The organism is Vallicoccus soli, assembly GCF_003594885.1.
Lineage (GTDB): Bacteria > Actinomycetota > Actinomycetes > Motilibacterales > Motilibacteraceae > Vallicoccus > Vallicoccus soli.
In genome coordinates this window covers 585,797-607,141 of sequence record NZ_QZEZ01000001.1, presented here as the reverse complement: position 1 = coordinate 607,141, position 21,345 = coordinate 585,797, and the positions used below count along the sequence as shown (strand labels likewise).

The following is a 21,345-nucleotide window of genomic DNA, read 5'->3' as shown; positions in this document are numbered from 1 at the left end:
CCCTCGCTGCCATGCACAGCGAGGAGACGCACAAGCAGCTGCTGGCCCGCATCCCCGCCGTCACGGGCAAGGACCTGCCCACGTGGCTGGCCGCCCTCGAGGCCGGCCCGAGCCTGCTGCGCTTCGACGAGCGGGTGAACTGGCTGCGCGACGAGCACGACCTGCCGCACGGCTACGCCTCGGCGATCGTGCACGAGCACGACCTGCGCCGCGGGCAGCGCGCCTTCGGCTGACGGGGGCACCCCGCGACGCGCCGGAGGCCGGCCCCCTCGCGGGGACCGGCCTCCGGGCCGTGCTGCGGTGCGCGTCAGCGGCTGGTCACTCGTCGCCGCGCAGGATCGCCAGCAGGCGCAGCATCTCGACGTAGAGCCACACCAGCGTCATGAGCAGGCCGGCGGCCGCGAACCACGAGTAGCGGGCCGGGGCGCCGTTCTGGATGCCGCGCTGGATGAAGTCGAAGTCGAGGATGAGGAAGAAGCTCGCCAGGGCCACGCCCGCGGCGCAGAGCAGCAGGCCCAGCGGGCCGGCGCCGTAGAAGCCCCAGCCGTCGAGCACGCCGGTCAGGCGCAGCACGAGGTTGACCAGCGCGATCCCGACGTACGCCAGGCCCGCCGTGAGCAGCACCTTGGTGAACTTCGGGGTGGCGCGCAGGCGCCCGGTGCTGAAGACGAAGAGCATCGCGCCGGCCGCCGCGAGGGTGCCGAGCACGGCCTGCGCCACGATGCCGTCGTACGCCGCGTCGAAGAAGCGGCTGATCGCCCCGAGGAACAGGCCCTCGGCGACCGCGTACGACAGGATCAGCGCCGGGTTGGTCGACTGCTTGAACGAGATGACCAGGCCCAGGACCAGGCCGACGAGCAGGCCCGGCAGCGCCAGGCCGGCGGCCGTGGACTCCGGCAGGACGAAGAAGGTCACGCCGGCGGCCACGAAGAGGGCGCCGAACACGATCGCGCACTTGACGACGACGTCGTCCAGCGTCATCCGCTGGGTCTGGACCGGCCCCGCGGAGGGGGCGTCGTACATCGACTGCAGGTCGGCCGCGCTCATCGCCGGGGCCGCCGCCGCGTAGCTCGAGTGCCCGGAGAACGCCGGGTTGCGGTCGAACGCGGGGTTGCTGTGTCCGAAGCCGGACTGCCTCGCCATCGTGTCCCTCCGTCGGGCCAGGGGGGCCGGTCGGCCCCGTCCTGGGAGTGGTGCTGCCCAGCGTAACGACGGCGGGCCCGCCCGCGTTCCCGGCGCGCGCACCCGCGTGCGCCGGCGTGCCCGGGGCGGGGTTCGAACCCGCACGCCGCTGCGCGGCCCGGGGGTTTAAGCCCCGTGCGCCTGCCAGTTACGCCACCCGGGCGGGCGGCGCCGGGGCCCGCGGGCCCCGGCGCCGGTGGTGCGTGCTCGTGCCGGCCCCGCGGCTACTGCCCCTTGCCGGGGTTGAGCGCCGGCTCGGGCTGGGTGCGCACCGCGTAGGTCGAGAACTCGTCGCGCGGGCGGGACAGCGAGCCGAGGCTCACCGTCTCGCGGCGGAAGAGCGCCGCGGTCGTCCAGTCGGCGAGCACCTGGGCCTTGCGGGTCGTCGTGGGGACGCGGCTCAGGTGGTAGGCGCGGTGCATGAGCCACGCCGGCCAGCCCTTGAGCTTGACGCCGTAGACCGCCGCGACGCCCTTGTGCAGGCCGAGCGAGGCGACCGACCCGGCGTACTCGTGCCGGTAGTTCTGCGTCGGCAGGCCGCGCAGCTCGGCGACGATGTTGTCGGCCAGGCGCTTGGCCTGGCGCACCGCGTGCTGCGCGCTCGGGCCGGTGAAGTTGCCCGGGCCCTTGGTGACGTCGGGCACGGCCGCGCAGTCGCCGGCCGTCCAGGCGCCCTCGACGCCCTCGACGCGCAGCTCCGCGGTGGCCATCAGCCGGCCCTTGTCGTCCACCGGCAGGTCGGTCTCCTTGAGCAGCGGGTGCGGCTTGACGCCCGCCGTCCACACGACCGTGTTGGTGTCGAACTCGCTGCCGTCGGAGAGGACCACGTGCTTGTCCACCGTGGACTTGAGCAGCGTCTCGAGGCGCACGTCCATGCCGCGCTCGCGCAGGCGCTCGAGGGTGTACTGCCCCATCTCCCAGCCGACCTCGGGGAGGATGCGGTTGGACGCCTCGACGAGCACCCAGTGCATGTCGGCCGGCGTGATGTTCTCGTAGTAGCGGCAGGCGTCGCGCGCCATGTCCTCGAGCTCGGCGAACGCCTCGACGCCGGCGTAGCCGCCGCCGACGAAGACGAAGGTGAGCGCGCGGCGGCGCAGCGCCTCGTCGTCGGTCGACTCGGCGATGTCGAGCTGGTCGATGACGTGGTTGCGCAGGAAGATCGCCTCCTCCACGCGCTTGAAGCCGACGCCGCACTCGGCCAGGCCCGGGATGGGCAGGGTGCGCGCGACGGAGCCGAGGGCGACCACGAGGTGGTCGTACGACACCTCGAACGCGTCGCCCTGGTGCGGGATGACCGTCGCGGTCTTGCGCGCGTGGTCGATGCCGCTCACCGAGGCGGTGAGCACGTCGCAGCCCGGCAGCACCTTGCGCAGCGGGACCACGACGTGGCGCGGCTCGAGGCTGCCCGCCGCGGCCTCCGGCAGGAACGGCTGGTACGTCATGTAGGAGCGCGGGTCGACGACGACGATCTCCGCCTCGCTGCGCGCCAGCTTCCGCTGCAGGCGCAGGGCCGTGTACATGCCGACGTAGCCGCCGCCGACGATGAGGATCCGGGGCTTGGTCATGCCAGGGATCATCCCACCTCGGGGGCCGGTGAACCGCCCCGGGGTCCGGCGGGCAGCCCGGCGGCCCGCGCCGCGCGCCCGAGCACGTCGTCGAGCATCGGCGCGGTGAGCCGGCGGGTGGCGGTGTTCTGCTGGCTCGGGTGGAACGACCCGAGGAGCAGGAGGGTTCCCGACGGCCCCTCGAGGGCGACCTCGGCGCCGTGCCCGAAGCGCGGGCGGGGCCGCGGCACCTGCACGCCGGCGCCGCTCAGCAGCCCGAGCGAGGCCTGCCAGGCGAACGCCCCCAGCGCCACGACGACGCGCAGCCCGGGCAGCACGGCCGCGACCTCGGCCCGCGCCCACGGCGCGCACGCGTCGCGCTCCTCGACGCTCGGCCTGTTGTCCGGCGGGGCGCAGCGCACGGCCGCGAGCATGCGCGTGCCCAGGAGCCGCTGCCCGTCCCCCGCGCGCACCGACGTCGGCTGCGCCGCGAGCCCGGCGCGGTGCAGGGCCGCGAAGAGCCAGTCGCCGCTGGGGTCCCCGGTGAAGATCCGCCCCGTGCGGTTGCCGCCGTGCGCGGCCGGGGCCAGCCCGACCACGAGCACGCGGGGGTGCTCCTCGCCCCACCCCGGCACGGGCCGCCCCCAGTAGCGCTGGTCGGCGTACGCCCGGCGCCGGGCGGCCGCCACGTCCTCGCGCCACGCCACGAGGCGCGGGCAGGCGCGGCACACCGACTGGCGGGCCTCGAGCTCGCGCAGGTCCGGCGCCGCCGCGGCGAGCGCCGCGACCTGCGCGGGGTCGCGCGCGACCGGCGTCGAAGGGCCCGCCGGGTCGCCGGGCCACCCGGTGCCCGGGGCGACCGGGAGCCGGTCGGGGTCCTGCCCCTCCCCGCGGGCGATCACCCGAGCAGGTCCAGGGCGATGCCGTCGAGGATGTCGTGCTCGCTGGCGACGACCTCCGCGGCGCCGGTGCGCTCCACGACGACCGAGAGCACGAGGGCCCCGGCGCCGATGACGTCGACCCGGCCCGGGTGCATGAAGGGCAGCGCCGCGCGCTCGCGGCGGGGCATCGCGAGCAGCCGCCCGGCGACCTCGTGCACCCGCCCGGCCGGCACCCGCGCGTGGTGGATCCAAGCGCTGTCGTACGCCGGCAGGTCCAGCGCCATGGCCGTCACCGTGGTGACCGAGCCGGCGAGCCCGACGAGGGTGCCGGCGGCCCGCAGCGGGACCGCCTCCCCGGCGAGGGCGACGGCGGCCTCGACGTCGGCGCGGGCCGCGGCGACCTGGGCCGGCGTCGGCGGGTCGTCGTGCAGGTGGCGCTCGGTCATGCGCACGCAGCCCACGTCGACCGAGCGCGCGGCCGTCACCTCGCCGTCGCCGAGCACGAACTCCGTCGAGCCGCCGCCGATGTCGACCGCGAGGTACGGCCCGGGCAGGCCCGCCGCGGCGAGCTCGCCGGTGGCGCCGAGGAAGGAGAGGCGGGCCTCCTCCTCGCCGCTGACCACCTCGGGCTCGACGCCGAGGGCGGCCCGCACCCCGGCGACGAAGGCGCCGCGGTCCTGCGCGTCGCGGGTGGCGCTCGTCGCGACGAACCGCACCGCGCCCGCACCGAGCCCGCGCACCACCTCGGCGTAGTCCCGGCAGGCGGCGAGGGTGCGCTCGAGCGCCTCGGGCGCGAAGCGGCCGGTGCGGTCGACGCCCTGGCCGAGCCGCACGACGCGCATCTCGCGGTGCAGGTCGGCCAGCGGCGCCGCCGGGTCGCCCGTCGCCTCGGCCACGAGCAGGCGGATCGAGTTGGTGCCGCAGTCGACGGCGGCGACCCTCACGCGCCGGCCCCCGTACCGGCCCCGTCCGGCTCCCCGGGCGCGACGCACGGGCCGGCGGCGCCCCAGTCCGGCAGCGCCGCGAGCGCCTCGTCGCCGAGCGGGTTCGTGCCCGGGCCGGCGGCCAGGGAGTGCGCGACGAGCACGTGCAGGCACTTGACGCGCTCGGGCATGCCGCCGGCGCTCGTGCCGGCGATCCGCTCGACGTGGGCGACGGCCTCGCGCCGGGCGAGGTAGTCCTCGTGGGCGTCCGCGTAGCGCGCGGCGAGCTCCGGGTCCTCCCCCAGCCGCTCCTGCATCCGCCGCATGAGGCCCTGGGACTCCAGGGTGCTCACCGCGCCGGTCGCGCGGGGGCAGGTGAGGTAGTAGAGCGTCGGGAACGGCGTCCCGTCGTCGAGCTCGGGCGAGGTCTCCACCACGTCGGGCAGCCCGCAGCGGCAGCGGTGCGCGACCGCGCGGACCCCGCGCAGCGGCCGACCGAGCTGCGCGCGCATCGCCGCGAGGTCCTCGGGCGAGGCGCTCAGCGCCCCTCCCCGGGGGCGGCGCTGCGCTCGGCGCCGGCGACGCTGCCGACGGACTCCCACAGCTCGGTGTACCAGGGCCCGTCGGGCGCCTGCGGCGCCGCGGCGGCGCGGTCCTCGGCCGGGGCCTCCTCCGGCTCGAGCACCGTGTACTGCGTCTCCCCGGGCAGGGCGTAGTGCAGCCGCTCGCGCGCCTGCGCCGTGACGTACGCCTCGTCCTGCCAGCGCGCCGTCGCCCGCTCCAGGTCGGCGACGCGCTGCTGCTGCGCCGCGACCTCGGCGCGCAGCCCGGAGATGTCGCTGCGCTGGCCGAGGTAGCTGCGCAGCGGGTACGCCAGCGTCAGGGCGAGCGCGACGAGCACCACCGCGAGCACCGCGGCCCGGCCGGTGAGGCCCGGCCGCCCGTCGCGGCGCAGCGCGTGCGCGCCGCCCGGCGCCGCCCCCGCGGGCGCGCCCGCGCGCCCGGCCCGGCGCGTGCGCGCGGGACGGGCGCCGGCCCGGGCCGACCGCCCGGCGCCCTGGGGGCGTCCGGAGCGGCGGCCGGGGCGTGCGCCGCGGGGGTCGGGCGCCACGGGGACCGCCTCAGCCCGCCGTCGCGGCGGAGCGGGGGAAGGCGCCGCGCCCGGCGTACCGGGCCGCGTCGTCGAGCTCCTCCTCGATGCGCAGGAGCTGGTTGTACTTCGCCACGCGCTCCGAGCGCGCCGGGGCGCCGGTCTTGATCTGCCCGCAGTCGGTGGCGACGGCGAGGTCGGCGATCGTCGTGTCCTCGGTCTCGCCCGAGCGGTGGCTCATCATGCAGCGGTAGCCGTTGCGGTGCGCCAGCGAGACCGCGTCGAGGGTCTCGGTGAGCGAGCCGATCTGGTTGACCTTGACGAGCAGGGCGTTGGCCGCGCTCTGGTCGATGCCGCGCTGCAGGCGCTCGGGGTTGGTCACGAACAGGTCGTCGCCGACGATCTGCACGCGCCCGCCCAGCTCCGAGGTCAGCGAGGCCCAGCCGGCCCAGTCGTCCTCGCTCAGCGGGTCCTCGATGGACACCAGGGGGTACGCGTCGACGAGCGAGGCGTAGTACGCCGTCATCTCCTCGGCGCTCTTCTGCCCGCCCTCGAAGCGGTACGACCCGTCGGCGAAGAACTCCGTCGCGGCCACGTCGAGCGCGAACGCGATGTCCGTGCCGACCCGGAAGCCGGCCTTCTCCACTGCGGTGACGATGAGGTCGAGCGCGTCGCGGTTGCTCGGCAGGCTCGGCGCGAAGCCGCCCTCGTCGCCGAGGCCCGTGGCGAGCCCCTGCGCCTTGAGCACCGACTTCAGCGCGTGGTAGACCTCCGTGCCCCAGCGCAGCGCCTCGCGGAAGCTCTCCGCGCCGACCGGCGCGACCATGAACTCCTGGACGTCGACGTTGCTGTCGGCGTGCGCGCCGCCGTTGAGGATGTTCATCATCGGCACCGGGAGGACGTGCGCGTTCGGCCCGCCGACGTAGCGGAACAGCGGCAGCTCCGCGGAGTCCGCGGCGGCGCGGGCGACCGCGAGCGAGACGCCCAGGATCGCGTTGGCGCCCAGGCGCGCCTTGTTCGGCGTCCCGTCGAGGTCGATCATCGCCTGGTCGACGAGGCGCTGCTCGCTCGCCTCGTACCCGAGCAGCTCGGGGCCGATCTCGTCGAGCACGGCGAGGACGGCCTTCTCCACGCCCTTGCCGCCGTAGCGCTCCTCGCTGTCGCGCAGCTCGACGGCCTCGAACGCGCCGGTCGAGGCGCCGCTGGGCACGGCCGCGCGGGCGATGGTGCCGTCGTCGAGGGCGACCTCCACCTCGACGGTGGGGTTGCCGCGCGAGTCCAGGACCTCGCGGGCTCCGACGGCTTCGATGGTGGCCACTGCGGCTGCTCCTCGCTCGCGGCGGGCCGGTCGGCCGACCGCGGATGCCTCGTCTCGTACGTCGTCCCCGACCCTACCGGCGGGCGGGGCCCGCCCCGCGCAGGCGGGGCTCAGGGCCCGGGCGCGTCCGCCTCCCCGGTGGGCGCGGCCCCGGCCTCCGCGGCGGCCCCCTCCGCGGCACGGACCCGTTCGGACCAGCGGGCGAGCGCGCCGCGCAGCGCCGCCTCCGGGTCGAGCCCGGCCCCGACGGCGGCGTCGACGAGCGCCAGCAGCAGGTCGCCCAGCGCGGCGTCGCCCCCGGCGGGCAGCGCCACCCCGGCGGGCAGCGCCGGCGCCGGGGCGTCGACGCCGCGGCGGCGCACCCGCTCGAGCAGGCTGGCGGCGCGGTGCAGCGCGGGCAGCGCCGCGGGCACCCCCTCCAGGGCGCTCGCGCGGCGCTTCTCCCGCGCCTTGAGCACCTCCCAGGACGCCTCGACGTCCGCGGCCGTGCTCGCCGGCCCGGCGTCCGGCCCGGCGTCCGCCCCGTCCTCGGGGCCGAAGACGTGCGGGTGCCGGCGCACGAGCTTGTCGACGATGCCGGCGGCGACGTCGTCGACGCCGAAGGGGGCCTCGGCGCGCTCCTCGGCGACCCGCGCGTGGAAGACGACCTGCAGGAGCAGGTCGCCGAGCTCCTCGCGCAGGTCGGCCGCGTCGCCGTGCTCGACGGCCTCCACGACCTCGTACGCCTCCTCGACGAGGTAGCGCAGGAGGCTCTCGTGGGTCTGCTCGGCGTCCCAGGGGCAGCCGCCGGGCGAGCGCAGGCGGTCCATGACGGCGACGAGGTCGAGCAGCCGCGCGCCCGGGACGTCCCAGGAGGCCGGCACCAGCTCCACCTCGGGGACGGGCGCGCCGGCGGAGGAGCGGCGGGTGAGCTCGGCGGCCAGGGCCTCGGCGAGCCCGTCCGCGGCGGGGTCGCCGGCCGGTCCGGGCAGCAGGACGACGACGTGGCGCTCCGCCTCCTGCGCCAGCCGGGCGGCGAGCCGCGCGTCGGGCAGGTCGTGCGCGTCCTGCACGGCGACGCCGGCCGCGCGCACCGCCGCGGCCTGCGGGTCGCCGGCGGCGCGGGCCAGCACGGCGCCCGCCGCGTGCAGCGCGGCCCAGGCCGGGCCGCTCAGCAGCCCGGGGGCGACCCGGTGGGTCGTGGCGAGCAGGACGACGCGCCCGGCCCCCGCGCTCAGGGCTGCTCCGGGGCCGGCTGCTCGCCGCCCGGGTCCTGCGGCGCCGGCGCGGCCGGCGCCTGCCCGGGCGCCCCGCCCTCGGGCACGGCCAGGCCCGCGCTGACCAGCGGGGCCACCTGCCCCGTCGTCGGGGACCAGGTGCCGTACCGCGGGTTGACCTCGACGTCGGCCTCCTGCCCGACCTGCACGAGCCGCTCGGAGAGCGCCTGCGCGCGCTCCTGCTGCACGGCCGGGTCGGCGTCGTCCCCGGGCACGAGGGCGCGCTGCACCTCCTCGGCGAGGAGGAGGTCGCGGACGTAGTCGCGGGCGTAGGACGGGGGCACGCCGCGCTGCGACGCCAGGCCCTGGCGCAGCGCCTCCTCGCCGCCGGTGGCCTCGACGTACTCCGCCCAGCGCGCGTCGACCTGCCCGTCGCTCACGCTCACGCCCTCCTCGGCGGCGAGCCGCTCGAGCACCCGGCTCGTGACGACCACGCCGAGCACGGTGCGCTGGGCGTCGCCGGGCGCCAGCGGCTGCTGCGTCTGCGGGTCGACCGCCCAGCCGCTGCCGACGAGCTCCTGCGTGAGGTCCTGCAGCCGCTCGGTGCTCACCCGGTCCCCGGCCACCGTCACCGCCGTGCCGGCCTCCTCGAGCACGGCGCAGCCGCCGAGGGCCAGGGCGGCCGCCGCCGCCAGCGTCGCGGCGCGCGCCGCCCGCCCCGTACGCGTGCTCCCTCGCACCCGACCGCCTCCCGTCGACCCGCCGCCGTCCGGGCCAGCCTAGGGGGCGGCGCAGCCGGCGGGGGCGCGACCGCGGGCCGCGGCGCGGCGCGGCGCGGCCGCCGTGGTTCACCCGTTCGGCTCTCCAGGTGCGTGTGCGCGCCGTAGCAGACTGGGCGCGCAAGGTGATGACGACCACAGGGGGACCGCATGGCGACGACGACGGCGCGACGGGCGGCGGCAGCGCTGGGGGCGCTCGCGCTGCTGGCGGCACCGGGGCTGCCCGCGGCGGCGGCCGCCCCCGCCCCGGTGGCCGGTGACGCGCGCACCGCCCCCGTCGAGCTCGCCGTCCCCGGCGCCTTCGCGGGCGACGCCGGCGCGGCGACCGCCGACCCCGGCGACCCGGTGCCCGGCTGCAGCGACCGGCTGGCCGCGACGACCTGGCACGCCTTCACCGCCTCGGCGACCGGGCAGGTGCTCGTCGAGGTGACGACGCCGGGCTGGGAGCCCACGGTGGCCGCCTTCCCCGTCGGCGCCGACGGGCGCCCCGGGGCCGGCACGTGGTGCTCGCTGGGCGGCGCGGTGCCCCTGGACGTCGTGGCCGGGCAGCGCTACCTGCTCGCGGTGGGGGCGACGGGCGGCGCGGTGCCCGGGGCCTACCGGGTGGCGCTGGGCGACGCGCCGGCGGCGCCGGAGGTGTCGCTGACCGTGGACCCGGCGGCCGTGCTGCGCTCGGGCCGCGTCGTCGTGGGCGGGACGTACCGCTGCACCGGGGCGCTCGACCCGCGCGCCGGCCAGGTCGTCGTGGAGTTCTCCGGCGGGACCCTGCGCCAGGGCGGGCGCCCGGCCGGGACCTTCGCCCTCGACGGCACGCTCGCGCTGTGCGACGGCGAGGCGCACCCCTGGGCCGCGCGCACGGGCCGCACGAGCGCGGTGCCGGGCCGTGCCGTCGTCGCCCTGGCCGCGACGGTGTGCACCGGCGCCGGCTGCGGCGAGGGCTCCGTGCGCGGCGCCACGCGCATCGCCCGCGCCCGCGGCTGACGGCCCCTCCGGCCCCTCCCGCGCCCGTGCGGCGCCCGCGCCGCCCCTCAGGCGCGCGGTGCCGTGCGGGCGCGCCGGCGCTCCTTCTCCCCGGCCACCCGGGAGGAGAACTCCTCGGCGTACGAGAGCTGCTGGCGCAGCGCCGCGACGCGCTCGGCGACCGCCTGCTCCCAGAGCTCCACGCGCCCCAGCAGCTCGGCCCGCTCGTCCTCGCGCTCCTCGCTCGCCAGCGCGTCCATGAGCTCGACGAGGTCGCGCATCTCCTCCAGGCTGTAGCCGAGCGGCTTCATCCGCTTGACGAGCAGGAGGCGGGCGACGTCCTCGTCGGTGTAGAGCCGGAAACCGCCCGGGGTGCGTGCCGTCGGCGGCGCCAGCCCGATCTCGTCGTAGTAGCGGATGGTGCGCAGGCTCAGGCCGATCTGCTCGGCCACCTCGCCGATCTGCATCCGCCGCTCCACCCGCTCAGGGTAGGGGACGGCGTCCACGGGCGGTCCGCCCGGCGTTCACCACCCCGGCACCGGGGCCGCGGCGGGGACGACGAACGAGCGGTCGAGCTCGGCCAGCGACGCCGCGCCGCACAGGGCCAGGGCGTGCGCGAGGTCGTCGCGGACGGCGGCGAGCGCGGCGCGCACCCCGTCGGCCCCGCCGTGCGCGAGCGCCCAGAGCACCGGCCGGCCGACGAGCACGCCGCTGGCGCCGAGGGCCAGCGCCACCAGCGCGTCGAGGCCGCTGCGCACCCCGCCGTCCACGAGCACGGGAGCGCGCCCGGCCACGGCGTCGACGACCTCGGCGAGGGCGAGCGCGGAGGGGACCGCGCGGTCGAGCTGGCGCCCGCCGTGGTTGGAGACGACGACGCCCGCCGCCCCGGCGTCGAGGCACTCCTGCGCCGCGTCGCCGCGCAGGACGCCCTTGACGACGACCGGCAGGCCGGTGAGCCGGCGGAGCCACTCGACCGCGCCCAGGTCGACCGACGGGTCCTGCGCGGCCGCCGCCGCCCCGTCGACCCGGTCGCCGAGGTGCCGGCGCAGGTTGACGAGGAAGTGGTCCTCCGGCATGTCGATGCGCACGCCGCCGACCTTGCGCTTCACCCCGACGTACGGGGTGTCGCCGGTCAGCACGAGCGCCTGGGCGCCGGAGGCGGCCGCCCGCTCGACGAGGCGCGCGGTGATGTCGCGGTCCTTCATGACGTACACCTGGAACCACCAGGGGCCCGCGACGGCGCCGATGTCCTCGACCGCGAGCGAGGCCCGGGTCGAGACGACCATGAGCCCGCCGGCCTCCCGGGTGCCGCGCGCCGTGGCCGCCTCGGCCTCCTCGTGCGCGAGGCGGTGGAAGGCCATGGGCGCGACGAGCAGGGGGGCCTCGAGGGGCGCGCCGAGCAGCGTGGTGGTGAGGTCGACGGCGCTGACGTCGCGCAGGGGCCGGGGGCGCAGGCGGAACGCGGACCAGGCCCGCGCGGACTCGGCCAGCGTCGTCTCCTCGCCGGCGCCGGCGGCGTAGTACTCGTACACGGGGGCGGGCAGCGAGCGCTGGGCAGCGGCGAGCTGCTCCTCGAGCACGGCGAGCACGGGGGTCCTCCGGTGGTGGTCTGCGGCGCTCAGGCGCGGCGGTAGTCGTCGGCGAGGCGCTCGATGTCGTCCTCGTCGAAGTCGCCGAAGGCGATCTCGAGGAAGCGCGCCGGGGCGTCACCGGTGTTGCGGACGCGGTGGGCGGCGCCGCGGGGCACCCACGCCCGCTCGCCGCGGGGCACGGCGCGGGCCTGCCCGTCGACCTCGACCTCGAGCCCGTCGTCGAGCATCTGCCACCACTCGTCGCGGCGGGCGTGCCGCTGCAGGGACAGCCGGGCCCCCGGCTCCACCGTGAGGACCTTGACGCTCGCACGGCCGTTGAGCAGCAGCAGCTCGAACCGGCCCCAGGGCCGGTGGTCGACGTGGACCGCCGGCGGCCCGCCCACGGCACCGCCGCTCCCGAGCCCCCCGGGGCCCCCGAGGCCGTCGAGGGCCTCGACCCGGTCCACCCCGTCGAGCTGCGTCACGTCCGCTCCCGTCCCCTGGCGCGCCGGCGACCCCCCGCCGCCGGTGGGGCGAGGCTACCGGCGGCGGGCGCGCCCCTGCCGGCGTTCCGGGCAGGTCGCCGGGGCGGCGCGCGTCACGTCCCCCGTGCGCAGCAGCGCCGTCGCCCTACGCGGCGGCCGGCGCGGGCTCGAGGACCGCCGTGACGAGGTCGGTGCACCACTGCAGCAGCGCGGTGTCGCGCACCGGCTGCCCGCCCACCCGGGCGGTCATCGGCTTGGGGACCATGATGCTGCGCACCGCGGGCTTGACGAGCGTGCCGGGGTAGAGCCGCTTCACCCGCAGCTCCTGGCTCTCGCGCAGCTCCACCCCGCCGAAGCGGACGTGGTTGCCGGCCAGGACGACCTCGGTGAGCCCCGCGCGCCGCGCCAGCACGCGGAAGCGGGCCACGGCGATGAGGTTCTCGACGGGCGGGGGCAGCTGGCCGTAGCGGTCGGCGAGCTCGGCGCGGACGGCCTCGAGCTCCTCCTCCCCCGTGACGGCCGCGAGCTTGCGGTACGCCTCGAGGCGCAGCCGCTCGCCGGGGACGTACTCGTGCGGGATGTGCGCGTCGACCGGCAGCTCGACCTTGACCTCGGCCTGCTCGACGACCGGGCCGCCCTGCTTGAACTCGTTGACGGCCTCGCCGACGAGGCGGACGTAGAGGTCGAAGCCGACGTTGGCGATGTGCCCCGACTGCTCGCCGCCGAGCAGGTTGCCGGCGCCGCGGATCTCGAGGTCCTTCATCGCCACCTGCATGCCGGCGCCGAGGTCGGTGTGCGCGGCGATCGTCGCCAGGCGGTCGTGCGCCGTCTCCGTCAGGGGCTTCTCCGGGGGGTAGAGGAAGTAGGCGTACGCCCGCTCCCGCCCGCGACCCACGCGCCCGCGCAGCTGGTGCAGCTGCGAGAGGCCGAAGGTGTCGCCCCGCTCGACGATGAGGGTGTTGGCGTTGGAGATGTCGATGCCGCTCTCGACGATCGTCGTGCAGACGAGGACGTCGAACTCCTTGTTCCAGAAGTCCACGACGACCTGCTCGAGCTGGTGCTCGCCCATCTGCCCGTGCGCCACGGCGACCCGCGCCTCGGGGACGACGTCCCGGATGCGCTTCGCGGCGCGGTCGATCGACTCGACCCGGTTGTGGATGTAGAAGACCTGGCCCTCGCGCAGGAGCTCGCGGCGGATCGCCGCGCCGATCTGCTTCTCGTCGTACGGCCCGACGAACGTGAGGACGGGGTGGCGCTCCTCGGGCGGGGTGAGGATCGTCGACATCTCGCGGATGCCGGTGACCGCCATCTCGAGGGTGCGCGGGATCGGCGTCGCGCTCATCGTGAGCACGTCCACCGCGGTGCGCATCTGCTTGAGGTACTCCTTGTGCTCGACGCCGAAGCGCTGCTCCTCGTCGACGATGACGAGGCCGAGGTCCTTGAAGCGCACCTCGCCGGACAGCAGGCGGTGCGTGCCGATGACGACGTCGACGCTGCCGTCCGCGACCCCGGCCGTGACCGCCGCGGACTCCTTCGCGGACTGGAACCGGGAAAGCGCCTTCACCGTGACCGGGAAGTTGGCGTAGCGCTCGGCGAACGTCGAGAAGTGCTGCTGCACCAGGAGGGTCGTGGGGACGAGCACCGCGACCTGCTTGCCGTCCTGGACGGCCTTGAAGGCGGCCCGTACGGCGATCTCGGTCTTGCCGTAGCCGACGTCGCCGCAGACGATGCGGTCCATCGGCACGGACTGCTCCATGTCGTGCTTGACCTCGTCGATGGTGCTGAGCTGGTCGGGCGTCTCGACGTGGGCGAAGGCGTCCTCGAGCTCGCGCTGCCAGGGGGTGTCGGGGCCGAAGGCGTGCCCCGGCGCGGCCATGCGCGCGGAGTAGAGCCGGATCAGCTCCATGGCGATCTCGCGGACCGCCTTGCGGGCGCGGCCCTTCTGCTTGGCCCAGTCGGCGCCGCCGAGGCGGTGCAGCGAGGGGGCCTCGCCGCCGACGTACCGGGTGACCTGGTCGAGCTGGTCGGTGGGCACGAAGAGCCGGTCGCCCGGCTGGCCCTTGCGGGCGGGGGCGTACTCGATGACGAGGTACTCGCGGGTGGCGCCCTGCACCGTGCGCTGGATCATCTCCACGTAGCGCCCGACGCCGTGCTGCTCGTGGACGACGAGGTCCCCCGCCTTGAGCGAGAGCGGGTCGACGGTGTTCCGCCGCCGGCTGGGCATGCGGCGCATGTCCTTCGTCGACGACTTCTGCCCGACGAGGTCGGTCTCGGTGAGCACGGCGAGGCGCAGGTCCTCCGCGACCACGCCGTGCTCGAGGCAGCCGCAGCCCACGTGCACGACGTCGGGGCCGGGCGGCGCCGAGAGGTCCTCCACGAGGCGGGCCGCCACGCCGGCGTCGCCGAGCCGCTCGACGATGCGCTGGGCCGGTCCGTGCCCCTCGCTGAGCATGACGACCCGCCAGCCGTCGCCGAGCCAGCCCTTGACGTCGGCGAGCGCGCGCTGCACGTCGCCGCGGTAGCCGTCCGGCTCGCGCACCCCGAGCGCGACCGTGGCGGGGTCGAGCTCCGCGTCGGCGGTGAAGGGGGACAGCGAGAACCACGGCACCCCGACCTCGACCGCGTGCTCGCGGACGTCGGCGAGGGTGCGGTACGACGCCGCGCCCAGGTCGATCGGTGCCGCGGCGTCCGTGCTCATCGCCGCGGTGGCCCAGGACGCCTCGAGGAACTCCTGGCTCGTGGCCACGAGGTCGCGGGCCCGGGTGCGCACGCGCTCGGGGTCGCAGAGCAGGACGAGCGACCCCGCGGGCAGCACGTCGAGCAGCAGCTCCATGTCGTCGACCAGGGCCGGCGCGAGCGACTCCATGCCCTCGACCGCGACGCCCTCGGAGACCTTCCCGAGCACGTCGGCGAGGCCGGGGTGCTGCTCGAGCAGCGCGGCGGCGCGCTCGCGCACCTGCGGGGTGAGCAGCAGCTCACGGCACGGCGGCGCCCACAGGCCGTGCTCGGCGACCTCGAGCGAGCGCTGGTCCGCGACCTTGAAGTAGCGGACCTCCTCGACCGTGTCGCCCCAGAACTCGACCCGTACGGGGTGCTCCTCGGTCGGCGGGAAGACGTCGAGGATGCCGCCGCGCACCGCGAACTCACCGCGCTTCTCCACCAGGTCGACCCGGCTGTACGCCGCCGCCGCCAGCCGGTGCACCACGTCGTCCAGCTCCGCGTCCTGCCCCTGCTGCAGCCCCACCGGCGCGAGGTCGCCAAGGCCCTTGACCATGGGCTGCAGCAGGCTGCGCACGGTCGCGACGACGACCTGCAGCGGGCCGTGCTCGGGGTCGTCGGCGCTGGGGTGCGCCAGCCGCCGGAGCACCGCGAGGCGCCGGCCGACGGTGTCGGAGCGGGGGCTGAGCCGCTCGTGCGGCAGCGTCTCCCAGGCGGGCAGCTCGGCCACGGCGTGCTCGCCGAGGAAGCTGCCCAGCGCCGTGGTGAGGTCCTCCGCCTCCCGGCCCGTCGCCGTGACCGCGAGCACGGTGCGCCCGCCGTCGCGGGCCAGCGCCGCGGCCACCAGCGGGCGCGCGGCGGCGGGGCCGGTGACGTCGAACGACCCCCGCGCGCCCGAGCGCGCCGCCTCGACCGCCTCCGCCAGGGCGGGGTCGGGGCGCTGCGGGTCGAGCAGGACGTCGAGCAGGCCGGACAGGCTCACGGGGGCGCTCCTCGGGGCAGCACGAACGCCGGGCGCCGACGAGAGGGCCCGGGGGTCCTCCCAGGGTACGGCGCCCGCCCGCGACCCACCGCCCGGCGGGAGCGGGCGCGGGCTCGGCCGAACCCCGGACGGGGACGCGCGGCCGGAGTAGCGTGCCGGGGCACCGGAGCCCGGCCCGAGGGTGGTGCCCATGAGCGCGTCGTCCGTCGTCCCCCGCCTCCTGCGCGTCGTGCTCGCGCTCGCCGTGGCCGCGCTCGCCCTGGTCCTGCCCGCCGCTCCCGCCGGCGCCCTCCCGGCCGAGTCGCCCCGCGCCGCGTGGACGCCGACCGGCGGGCGCGTCTACGCGGTGGCCCGGGTCGGCGACGTCGTCCTGCTCGGCGGGTCCTTCACGGCGCTGCGCAGCCCCGACGACCGCACGACGGTCGCGCGGGCCCGGCTCGCGGCGCTCGACGCGGGGTCGGGCGCCCTCCTGCCGTGGGACCCCGGCGCGAGCGGCGGCGACGTGCGTGCGCTGGAGGTCTCCGGGGACGGCTCGACGGTCTACGTGGGCGGCTACTTCACCGGCCTGGCCGGTCAGGCCCGCCGCGGGCTGGGCGCGGTCGGCCTGGCCGACGGGCGGCCCGTCGCCGCCTTCGGCGCGGAGGTGAACATCGGCGTCCACGCGCTGGAGCGGATCGGGAGCACCCTCTTCCTCGGCGGCACCTTCACCTACGTCCGCACCGTCCCGCGAGCGCGGCTCGCGGCCGTCGACGCGGCCACCGGCGCGCTCCTGACGGGCTGGTCGACGGGTGCCGGGGACGCGGTCAACGCCCTCGCCGCGACACCGGACGGGACCGGTCTGCTGGTCGGGGGCCACTTCCGCACCCTCGCCGGCCAGCCGCGCGACTACGTCGGCCGGCTCGTGGCCGCGTCGGGCGCCCTGCACGCCTGGCGGCCCCCCGCGCCCTGCCTGGACAGCACGAACCCGTGCATCGTCTACGACCTCGCCGCGGACACCGGCAGCGTGTACGCGGCGGTCGGCGGGCCCGGCGGGCGGGTCAGCGCGTGGGACGGCGCCACGGGGAACCGGCGCTGGGCCTCGACCACCGACGGGGACGTCCAGGCGGTCGCGCTCGAGGGCACGACGCTCTACGCCGGCGGGCACTTCGACACGGCCTTCGCGGGGCAGCCGCGGGCGGGCCTGGTCGCGCTGAGCGCCTTCACCGGCGGGGTCCTGCCCGGCTTCGCCCCGCGCCTGACGGGTGGGGCGGGGGTCTGGGACGTCCTCCCCGGGCCGGACCACCTGCGCGTCGGCGGCGGGTTCACGCTGCTCCAGGGCACCGGGGAGCAGCGCTACGCCGAGTTCCCGCAGGGCGCGAGCAGCGCGGACACCACCCCGCCGACGACCCCGCAGGGCCTCACCGCCACCGCCGTCGGTGACACGCAGGTCACGACCGCCTGGTCGGCCAGCACGGACGACCGCGGTGTCGTGGGCTACCGGCTCCTGCGCGACGGTGCGCTCCTCACCGAGCTCGGCGGCCGGAGCTGGACGGACACCGGGCTGGTGCCCGGCACCCGGTACGCGTACCGGGTCGAGGCGGTGGACGCCGCCGGCAACCGCTCGGCGCCCTCGGCGCCGCTCGAGGTCACGACCCGCGCCCCGTCCACGAGCCTCGTCCGCCAGGGGTCGACCTGGCGCTACCTGTCGAACGGCAGCGACCAGGGCACCGCCTGGCGCGGGCGGGCCTTCGACGACCGCGGGTGGGCCGTGGGCGACGCCCAGCTCGGCTACGGCGACGGGGACGAGGTGACGGTCGTCAGCCCCCTGGGGCTGACGCACTACTTCCGCCAGTCCTTCCAGGTCGCGGACCCCGCTGCCGTGCCGGGCCTGCGCCTTCGCCTGCTGCGCGACGACGGCGCGGTGGTGCACCTCAACGGCACGGAGGTCTGGCGCACCAACATGCCGGCCGGGCCCGTGACCGCGGCGACCCCCGCGTCGACGGCCCTGGGCGGTGCCGCCGAGACGACCTTCGTCGAGCAGCTGCTGCCGAGCTCGCTGCTCCTGCCCGGGACCAACGTCGTCGCCGTCGAGGTGCACAACGCCGGGACGTCCTCGTCGGACGTCAGCTTCGACCTCGAGCTGTCCCCGACCGGCTGAGCGGGCGCCTCAGCCGGGGAGCGGCTGGCGGTGGACCGGGCTGCGGAGCCCCTCCGAGCCGACGAGCACCGCGCGGGACCCGGGCGCGGGGGCGAGCGACTCCCCCTGGGCGCTGGCCGGCAGCGGCACGCGCGTGGCCGGCGCGCCGATGCGCGGCGACACCCACGCCGCGACGTAGTCGCGCAGCACGACCCGCCCGTCGAAGAGCACCGCGCCGTCGGTGACGAGCGCCGGCGCCGACGCCACCCGGCGCAGGACGTTCACCCCGGTGGTGCTGAGGGCCGCGGGCGCCTCGTACACCGCGCCGCCCCGGTAGTCCTTCGACACCACGTACAGCCGCCCGGTCCAGGGGTGCACGAGCAGCGCCTCGGCGTCGCGCGGACCGTCCTCGTACGCGAGCCGGTACGTCCGGGGGGCCAGCACCAGGTCCCCGCGGGGCGAGCGGGGCTCCTCCACCCGGTGCACGGCGACCTCGCGCCGGGCCCGCGCGTTGTCGCCGACGTCGCCGACGTAGAGGTACGAGCGGTCGGCGCCGCGGTAGCGCGCGAGGGCCTCCCAGTCGACCGCGGACGCACCGCGGAGCACCGCGGTCGCCACGGTCCTGCCGTCGGGTCCCACCGCGAAGAGGCGGGGGCCGTCCCCGCTGTCGTTGTGCGTCCAGAGCAGCCCGTCGTCGTAGCCGCTGCGCGCGAGGCCGCTGGACTCGGTGATGCGGGCGTCGAGCAGGGTGCGGTCGAGGCGCGCGGCCTCCACGGCGGCGACGGGGGCGGACGGCAGGAGCAGCGCCGCCGCCGCTGCGAGGAGCAGGGCGGAGCGGGCAGCCGGGCGCAGGACGGAGCAGGGCGGCACGGGCGGGCCTCTCGGTGGGGCGCGCGGGCCGCCCGCGGGAGCTGCGGGCCGCCCGGGCGCGGCGGGTCCCCCCCGGCGGGGGCACCCTCGCGCACCCGGGCCCGGCGGCGCAAGCCGGGCGTCCGCGCCACGGTGCCCGCCCCGGGCATCGGGACGGGCACCGTCGCGCGGGCCTCAGGGGGTCGCGGACGCCCGGTGCGCCGCGACCTCCTCCGGCGTCAGCTCGAAGGGGTAGTAGGAGAAGTCGTCGAGCTGGCCGGCGAAGAAGTCGCTGGCCGGGCGCTCGGGCCAGCCGCCGAGGCTGTCGCCGCCGAGGCCCCAGTAGCCCTCGTACGGCTGCGCGGCGCGGCTCGGGCCCGCGGCGACCTGCTGCCCGTCGACGTACAGGCGCATCCCGCCTGCCCCCATGGTGGCCGCGAGGTGGTGCCAGGCCCCGTCGCGGTAGCTGCCGGGGCTCTTGACGACGACCGCCGAGCCCGGGTACGCGCCGAAGAGGAGCTGCCCCGCGCCGTTCATGTACACGTGCCGGTCGTAGCTCCCGCTGGTGCCGCCCGTCGTGCTCGCGCTCGTGCCGAACCCGACGAGCTTGCCGCCGCGGGTCGTCGTCGTGCGGAACCAGAGCTCGAGCGAGAAGTGCTGCGGCCCGGCCATCTTGCGCGTGGCCCGGACCACGCCGCGCGAGGTCCCGTCGAAGGAGGCCGCGCCGTCGCCGGGCTCGCTGGCGACCGCGGACGCGACGCCGCGCGCCACGCCGCTGCCGTACGCGCCCGGGACGCCGCCCGTCGACGCGTCGGCGGCCGTCGAGCCCGACGCCTCCGAGAGCCGCCAGTAGGCGCCGGGCACGGCGCCGAGGACGTTCCGCGCGTACGCGCCCCGCTCGGACGCCACCGTGGCCCGGACCTCCCAGGAGCGGTAGCTCCGGTTGCCCCAGGGGTCGGTGGCGCGCAGGTCGTAGGTGTGCGTGGACCCGGGGGCCACGTCGGTGTCGACGTAGGTGAACTGCGGGTAGGCCCAGGGCCTGGACCCGGCCTCCCAGCGCTGCAGCGGCCGCGCGGTGTCGTGGTCGCGGATGAGCTCGTACACCAGCTGCTCGTTGTCCAGGTCCTCGGTGCCGAAGGCGTGCACGACCACCTGGCCCGGCACCGACGTCGACGCGCGGACGGCGGCGGGCGTGCGCGGGCGCCCGACGTCGGGCGACACCCCGTGGAACGTGAAGCGCGTGAGCCCCTGCTGCGCCACCCCGTTGACGGTCGTGAACTCGCCGCCGACCCAGAGGTGGTCCGCGTCCGACGCCATGGTGCGCGGCCCGAGCTTGCCCTGGATGCCCCCGTTCGTCGTCGGGAACCAGTGGCGGATCTCCGTGGTGCCGCCCCGCGCGTCCTGCGCGAGCAGCCGGTAGTACCGCTGGTTCTCCGGGAGGATCCCGTTGTACGCCTCCGGGAAGCCGCCCGGCGTGCTGCTGCAGTTGTGCGCGTGCGAGCCGCTGTAGAGCAGGCCTCGCACCAGCGCCAGCGACCACGTGGCGCCCAGGCAGCTGTCGACCCAGCGTAGCTGACCGGTGTACGGGTCCGCGGCGACCCGCCCGTCGAACGTGCCCTCGCCGTTGGAGCTCGCGTAGACCGTGTCCTCGTCGACCACGAGGTCGGTCACGTACGAGTACCGCGTGTCGGACACCTTCGGGATCGGGCGGCTGTCCCAGCGCGTGCTCTCGCCGGTGGTGGCGTCCACGGCGGCGAGGCCGTGGATGTCCACGCCGTTCACCCGGTCGAACTGCCCCCCGAGCACGACCCGGCTCCCGTCGGGCGCCATCGCCATGGCGAGGACCGGCCGGTCGGCCGTGGGGGCCCACGGCAGCAGCGCCCCGGTGGAGCGCGCGTACGCCGCCAGGCGCTGGCGCGGCGTGGACGGCCACACGCTGGTGAAGTGCCCGCCCACGTAGACGGTCGAGTCGGTGACGGCGATGGCGCGCACCCTCCCGTACACCGGCGGCTTGAAGACCGTGTCCAGCGCCCCCGTGGCCGTGAGGAAGGCCGCGACCTTGTCCCGGGGCTTGCCGTCGACGGTGGCGAAGTCGCCGCCGACGTAGAGGCGGGAGCCGTCGGGCGACGCCTGGATCTCGTACACCGTGTCGCAGGTGCGCGTCCCGGGCGCGGTCCCCGGCTGGCAGGTGATGTCGGTCGTCGCGGTCGACTCGGGTGCCCGCACGTCGTGGGCGAAGGGCAGCAGCGCGCCGGTCCGCTTGTCGAAGGCGGCGAGGTTGCGCCGCGGCACCTCCTGGGCACCCGGCGCCGCGCCGGGCGGGCGCACCGCCGTGAAGCTGCCCCCGACGTAGACGACGTCACCGACGATCTCCGTCGCCCAGACCACCCCGTTGGTCTGCCACGTGGGCTGGGGGTCGGCGGTGAGCGTCTCGGGGACGCCGGCCGCCGGCGCCGTGTCGGCCGCCGCTGGGCCCGCCGGTAGCCCGGCGGTCGCGGAGAGCGGGAGTGTCAGGGCCAGCGCGAGTACGAGCGCGCCTTTGCGTCGTGCCATGGGAACCGCCCCGTCCGGGAGTCCTGCGACCGGCCACCCGTCGCCCCGACGATGAGGACGCGCAGGGACGTCCGTGTCCGGTCAGCGGCACCGTACGCCCGGACGGGTGAACGAGCAGCCGCTTTCCGATCATCCGCGCGACCGCTCTGGGCTACTGTCCGAGCAGCGCCGGCGACGGTCGCCGGCCGAGCCCCGGGG

General features: G+C 77.0%; 18 protein-coding genes and 1 tRNA gene. 3 read left to right on the top strand and 16 right to left on the bottom strand.

The genetic code is table 11. The annotated features are described in order from the left end of the window. The first annotated feature begins 11 nt into the window (after positions 1–11). On the top strand, positions 12–233 hold the full coding sequence (locus D5H78_RS02905) for a DUF4287 domain-containing protein (RefSeq protein ID WP_119948856.1): 222 nt from the start codon (positions 12–14) through the stop codon (positions 231–233). 85 nt (positions 234–318) lie between these two features. On the opposite strand, the gene D5H78_RS02900 is transcribed toward D5H78_RS02905, so the two are convergent. The 10 genes from D5H78_RS02900 to D5H78_RS02855 all read right to left on the bottom strand — a co-directional run bounded on the left by D5H78_RS02900 (position 319) and on the right by D5H78_RS02855 (position 8,874). Continuing rightward, entirely contained in the window at positions 319–1,143 is an 825-nt protein-coding gene (locus D5H78_RS02900) for a Bax inhibitor-1/YccA family protein (RefSeq protein ID WP_119948855.1), read from the bottom strand. Positions 1,144–1,260: 117 nt separating this feature from the next. Next, a tRNA-Leu gene (locus tag D5H78_RS02895) sits at positions 1,261–1,345 on the bottom strand. Between the two features lie 61 nt (positions 1,346–1,406). Further along, on the bottom strand, positions 1,407–2,747 hold the full coding sequence (locus D5H78_RS02890) for an NAD(P)/FAD-dependent oxidoreductase (RefSeq protein ID WP_119948854.1): 1,341 nt from the start codon (positions 2,745–2,747) through the stop codon (positions 1,407–1,409). Positions 2,748–2,755: 8 nt separating this feature from the next. Further along, positions 2,756–3,628 carry a uracil-DNA glycosylase gene (locus D5H78_RS02885; protein WP_119948853.1) on the bottom strand — a complete coding sequence of 291 codons (873 nt, stop codon included), beginning with the start codon at positions 3,626–3,628 and terminating at the stop codon, positions 2,756–2,758. Continuing rightward, complete coding sequence (locus tag D5H78_RS02880; protein WP_119948852.1) at positions 3,625–4,551, bottom strand: Ppx/GppA phosphatase family protein; 927 nt, start codon at positions 4,549–4,551, stop codon at positions 3,625–3,627. Before D5H78_RS02880 ends, D5H78_RS02885 begins: the two co-directional genes overlap by 4 nt. After that, positions 4,548–5,042, bottom strand: a complete 495-nt coding sequence (locus D5H78_RS02875) for a DUF501 domain-containing protein (RefSeq protein WP_119948851.1) — start codon at positions 5,040–5,042, stop codon at positions 4,548–4,550. Before D5H78_RS02875 ends, D5H78_RS02880 begins: the two co-directional genes overlap by 4 nt. A gap of 26 nt (positions 5,043–5,068) precedes the next feature. Continuing rightward, on the bottom strand, positions 5,069–5,641 hold the full coding sequence (locus D5H78_RS02870; protein WP_119948850.1) for a septum formation initiator family protein: 573 nt from the start codon (positions 5,639–5,641) through the stop codon (positions 5,069–5,071). 10 nt (positions 5,642–5,651) lie between these two features. Next, positions 5,652–6,938, bottom strand: coding sequence for a phosphopyruvate hydratase (eno, locus tag D5H78_RS02865; protein ID WP_119948849.1), 1,287 nt, complete (start codon positions 6,936–6,938; stop codon positions 5,652–5,654). Between the two features lie 110 nt (positions 6,939–7,048). After that, a complete protein-coding gene (locus tag D5H78_RS02860) occupies positions 7,049–8,050 on the bottom strand; it encodes a nucleoside triphosphate pyrophosphohydrolase (RefSeq protein WP_218566153.1) in 1,002 nt (333 codons plus the stop codon). A 101-nt stretch (positions 8,051–8,151) separates the two neighbouring features. Further along, positions 8,152–8,874: a hypothetical protein gene (locus D5H78_RS02855; RefSeq protein WP_119948848.1), complete on the bottom strand. Its 723-nt coding sequence runs from the start codon at positions 8,872–8,874 to the stop codon at positions 8,152–8,154. Between the two features lie 189 nt (positions 8,875–9,063). On the opposite strand from D5H78_RS02855, the gene D5H78_RS02850 reads away from it, so the two are divergent. Next, positions 9,064–9,894 (top strand): DUF6299 family protein, encoded by an 831-nt coding sequence (locus D5H78_RS02850; RefSeq protein WP_119948847.1) that lies wholly within the window; start codon positions 9,064–9,066, stop codon positions 9,892–9,894. A gap of 47 nt (positions 9,895–9,941) precedes the next feature. Here the strand turns inward: D5H78_RS02850 and D5H78_RS02845 are convergent, their stop codons facing one another. The 4 genes from D5H78_RS02845 to mfd all read right to left on the bottom strand — a co-directional run bounded on the left by D5H78_RS02845 (position 9,942) and on the right by mfd (position 15,629). Beyond that, positions 9,942–10,340 carry a MerR family transcriptional regulator gene (locus D5H78_RS02845; protein ID WP_119949311.1) on the bottom strand — a complete coding sequence of 133 codons (399 nt, stop codon included), beginning with the start codon at positions 10,338–10,340 and terminating at the stop codon, positions 9,942–9,944. Between the two features lie 57 nt (positions 10,341–10,397). Then, a complete protein-coding gene (locus D5H78_RS02840; RefSeq protein WP_119948846.1) occupies positions 10,398–11,462 on the bottom strand; it encodes an alpha-hydroxy acid oxidase in 1,065 nt (354 codons plus the stop codon). 29 nt (positions 11,463–11,491) lie between these two features. Next, complete coding sequence (locus tag D5H78_RS02835; RefSeq protein ID WP_218566151.1) at positions 11,492–11,929, bottom strand: phosphomannose isomerase type II C-terminal cupin domain; 438 nt, start codon at positions 11,927–11,929, stop codon at positions 11,492–11,494. A 145-nt stretch (positions 11,930–12,074) separates the two neighbouring features. Beyond that, positions 12,075–15,629, bottom strand: coding sequence for a transcription-repair coupling factor (gene mfd, locus D5H78_RS02830; protein ID WP_119948845.1), 3,555 nt, complete (start codon positions 15,627–15,629; stop codon positions 12,075–12,077). A gap of 190 nt (positions 15,630–15,819) precedes the next feature. Here mfd and D5H78_RS02825 point away from each other — a divergent pair, with 190 nt between their 5' ends. Beyond that, positions 15,820–17,766, top strand: a complete 1,947-nt coding sequence (locus tag D5H78_RS02825; RefSeq protein ID WP_119948844.1) for a fibronectin type III domain-containing protein — start codon at positions 15,820–15,822, stop codon at positions 17,764–17,766. Between the two features lie 9 nt (positions 17,767–17,775). Here the strand turns inward: D5H78_RS02825 and D5H78_RS02820 are convergent, their stop codons facing one another. Beyond that, positions 17,776–18,615: a hypothetical protein gene (locus D5H78_RS02820; RefSeq protein ID WP_119948843.1), complete on the bottom strand. Its 840-nt coding sequence runs from the start codon at positions 18,613–18,615 to the stop codon at positions 17,776–17,778. Positions 18,616–18,789: 174 nt separating this feature from the next. Beyond that, on the bottom strand, positions 18,790–21,147 hold the full coding sequence (locus tag D5H78_RS02815) for a LamG-like jellyroll fold domain-containing protein (RefSeq protein ID WP_119948842.1): 2,358 nt from the start codon (positions 21,145–21,147) through the stop codon (positions 18,790–18,792). Positions 21,148–21,345 lie beyond the last annotated feature (198 nt).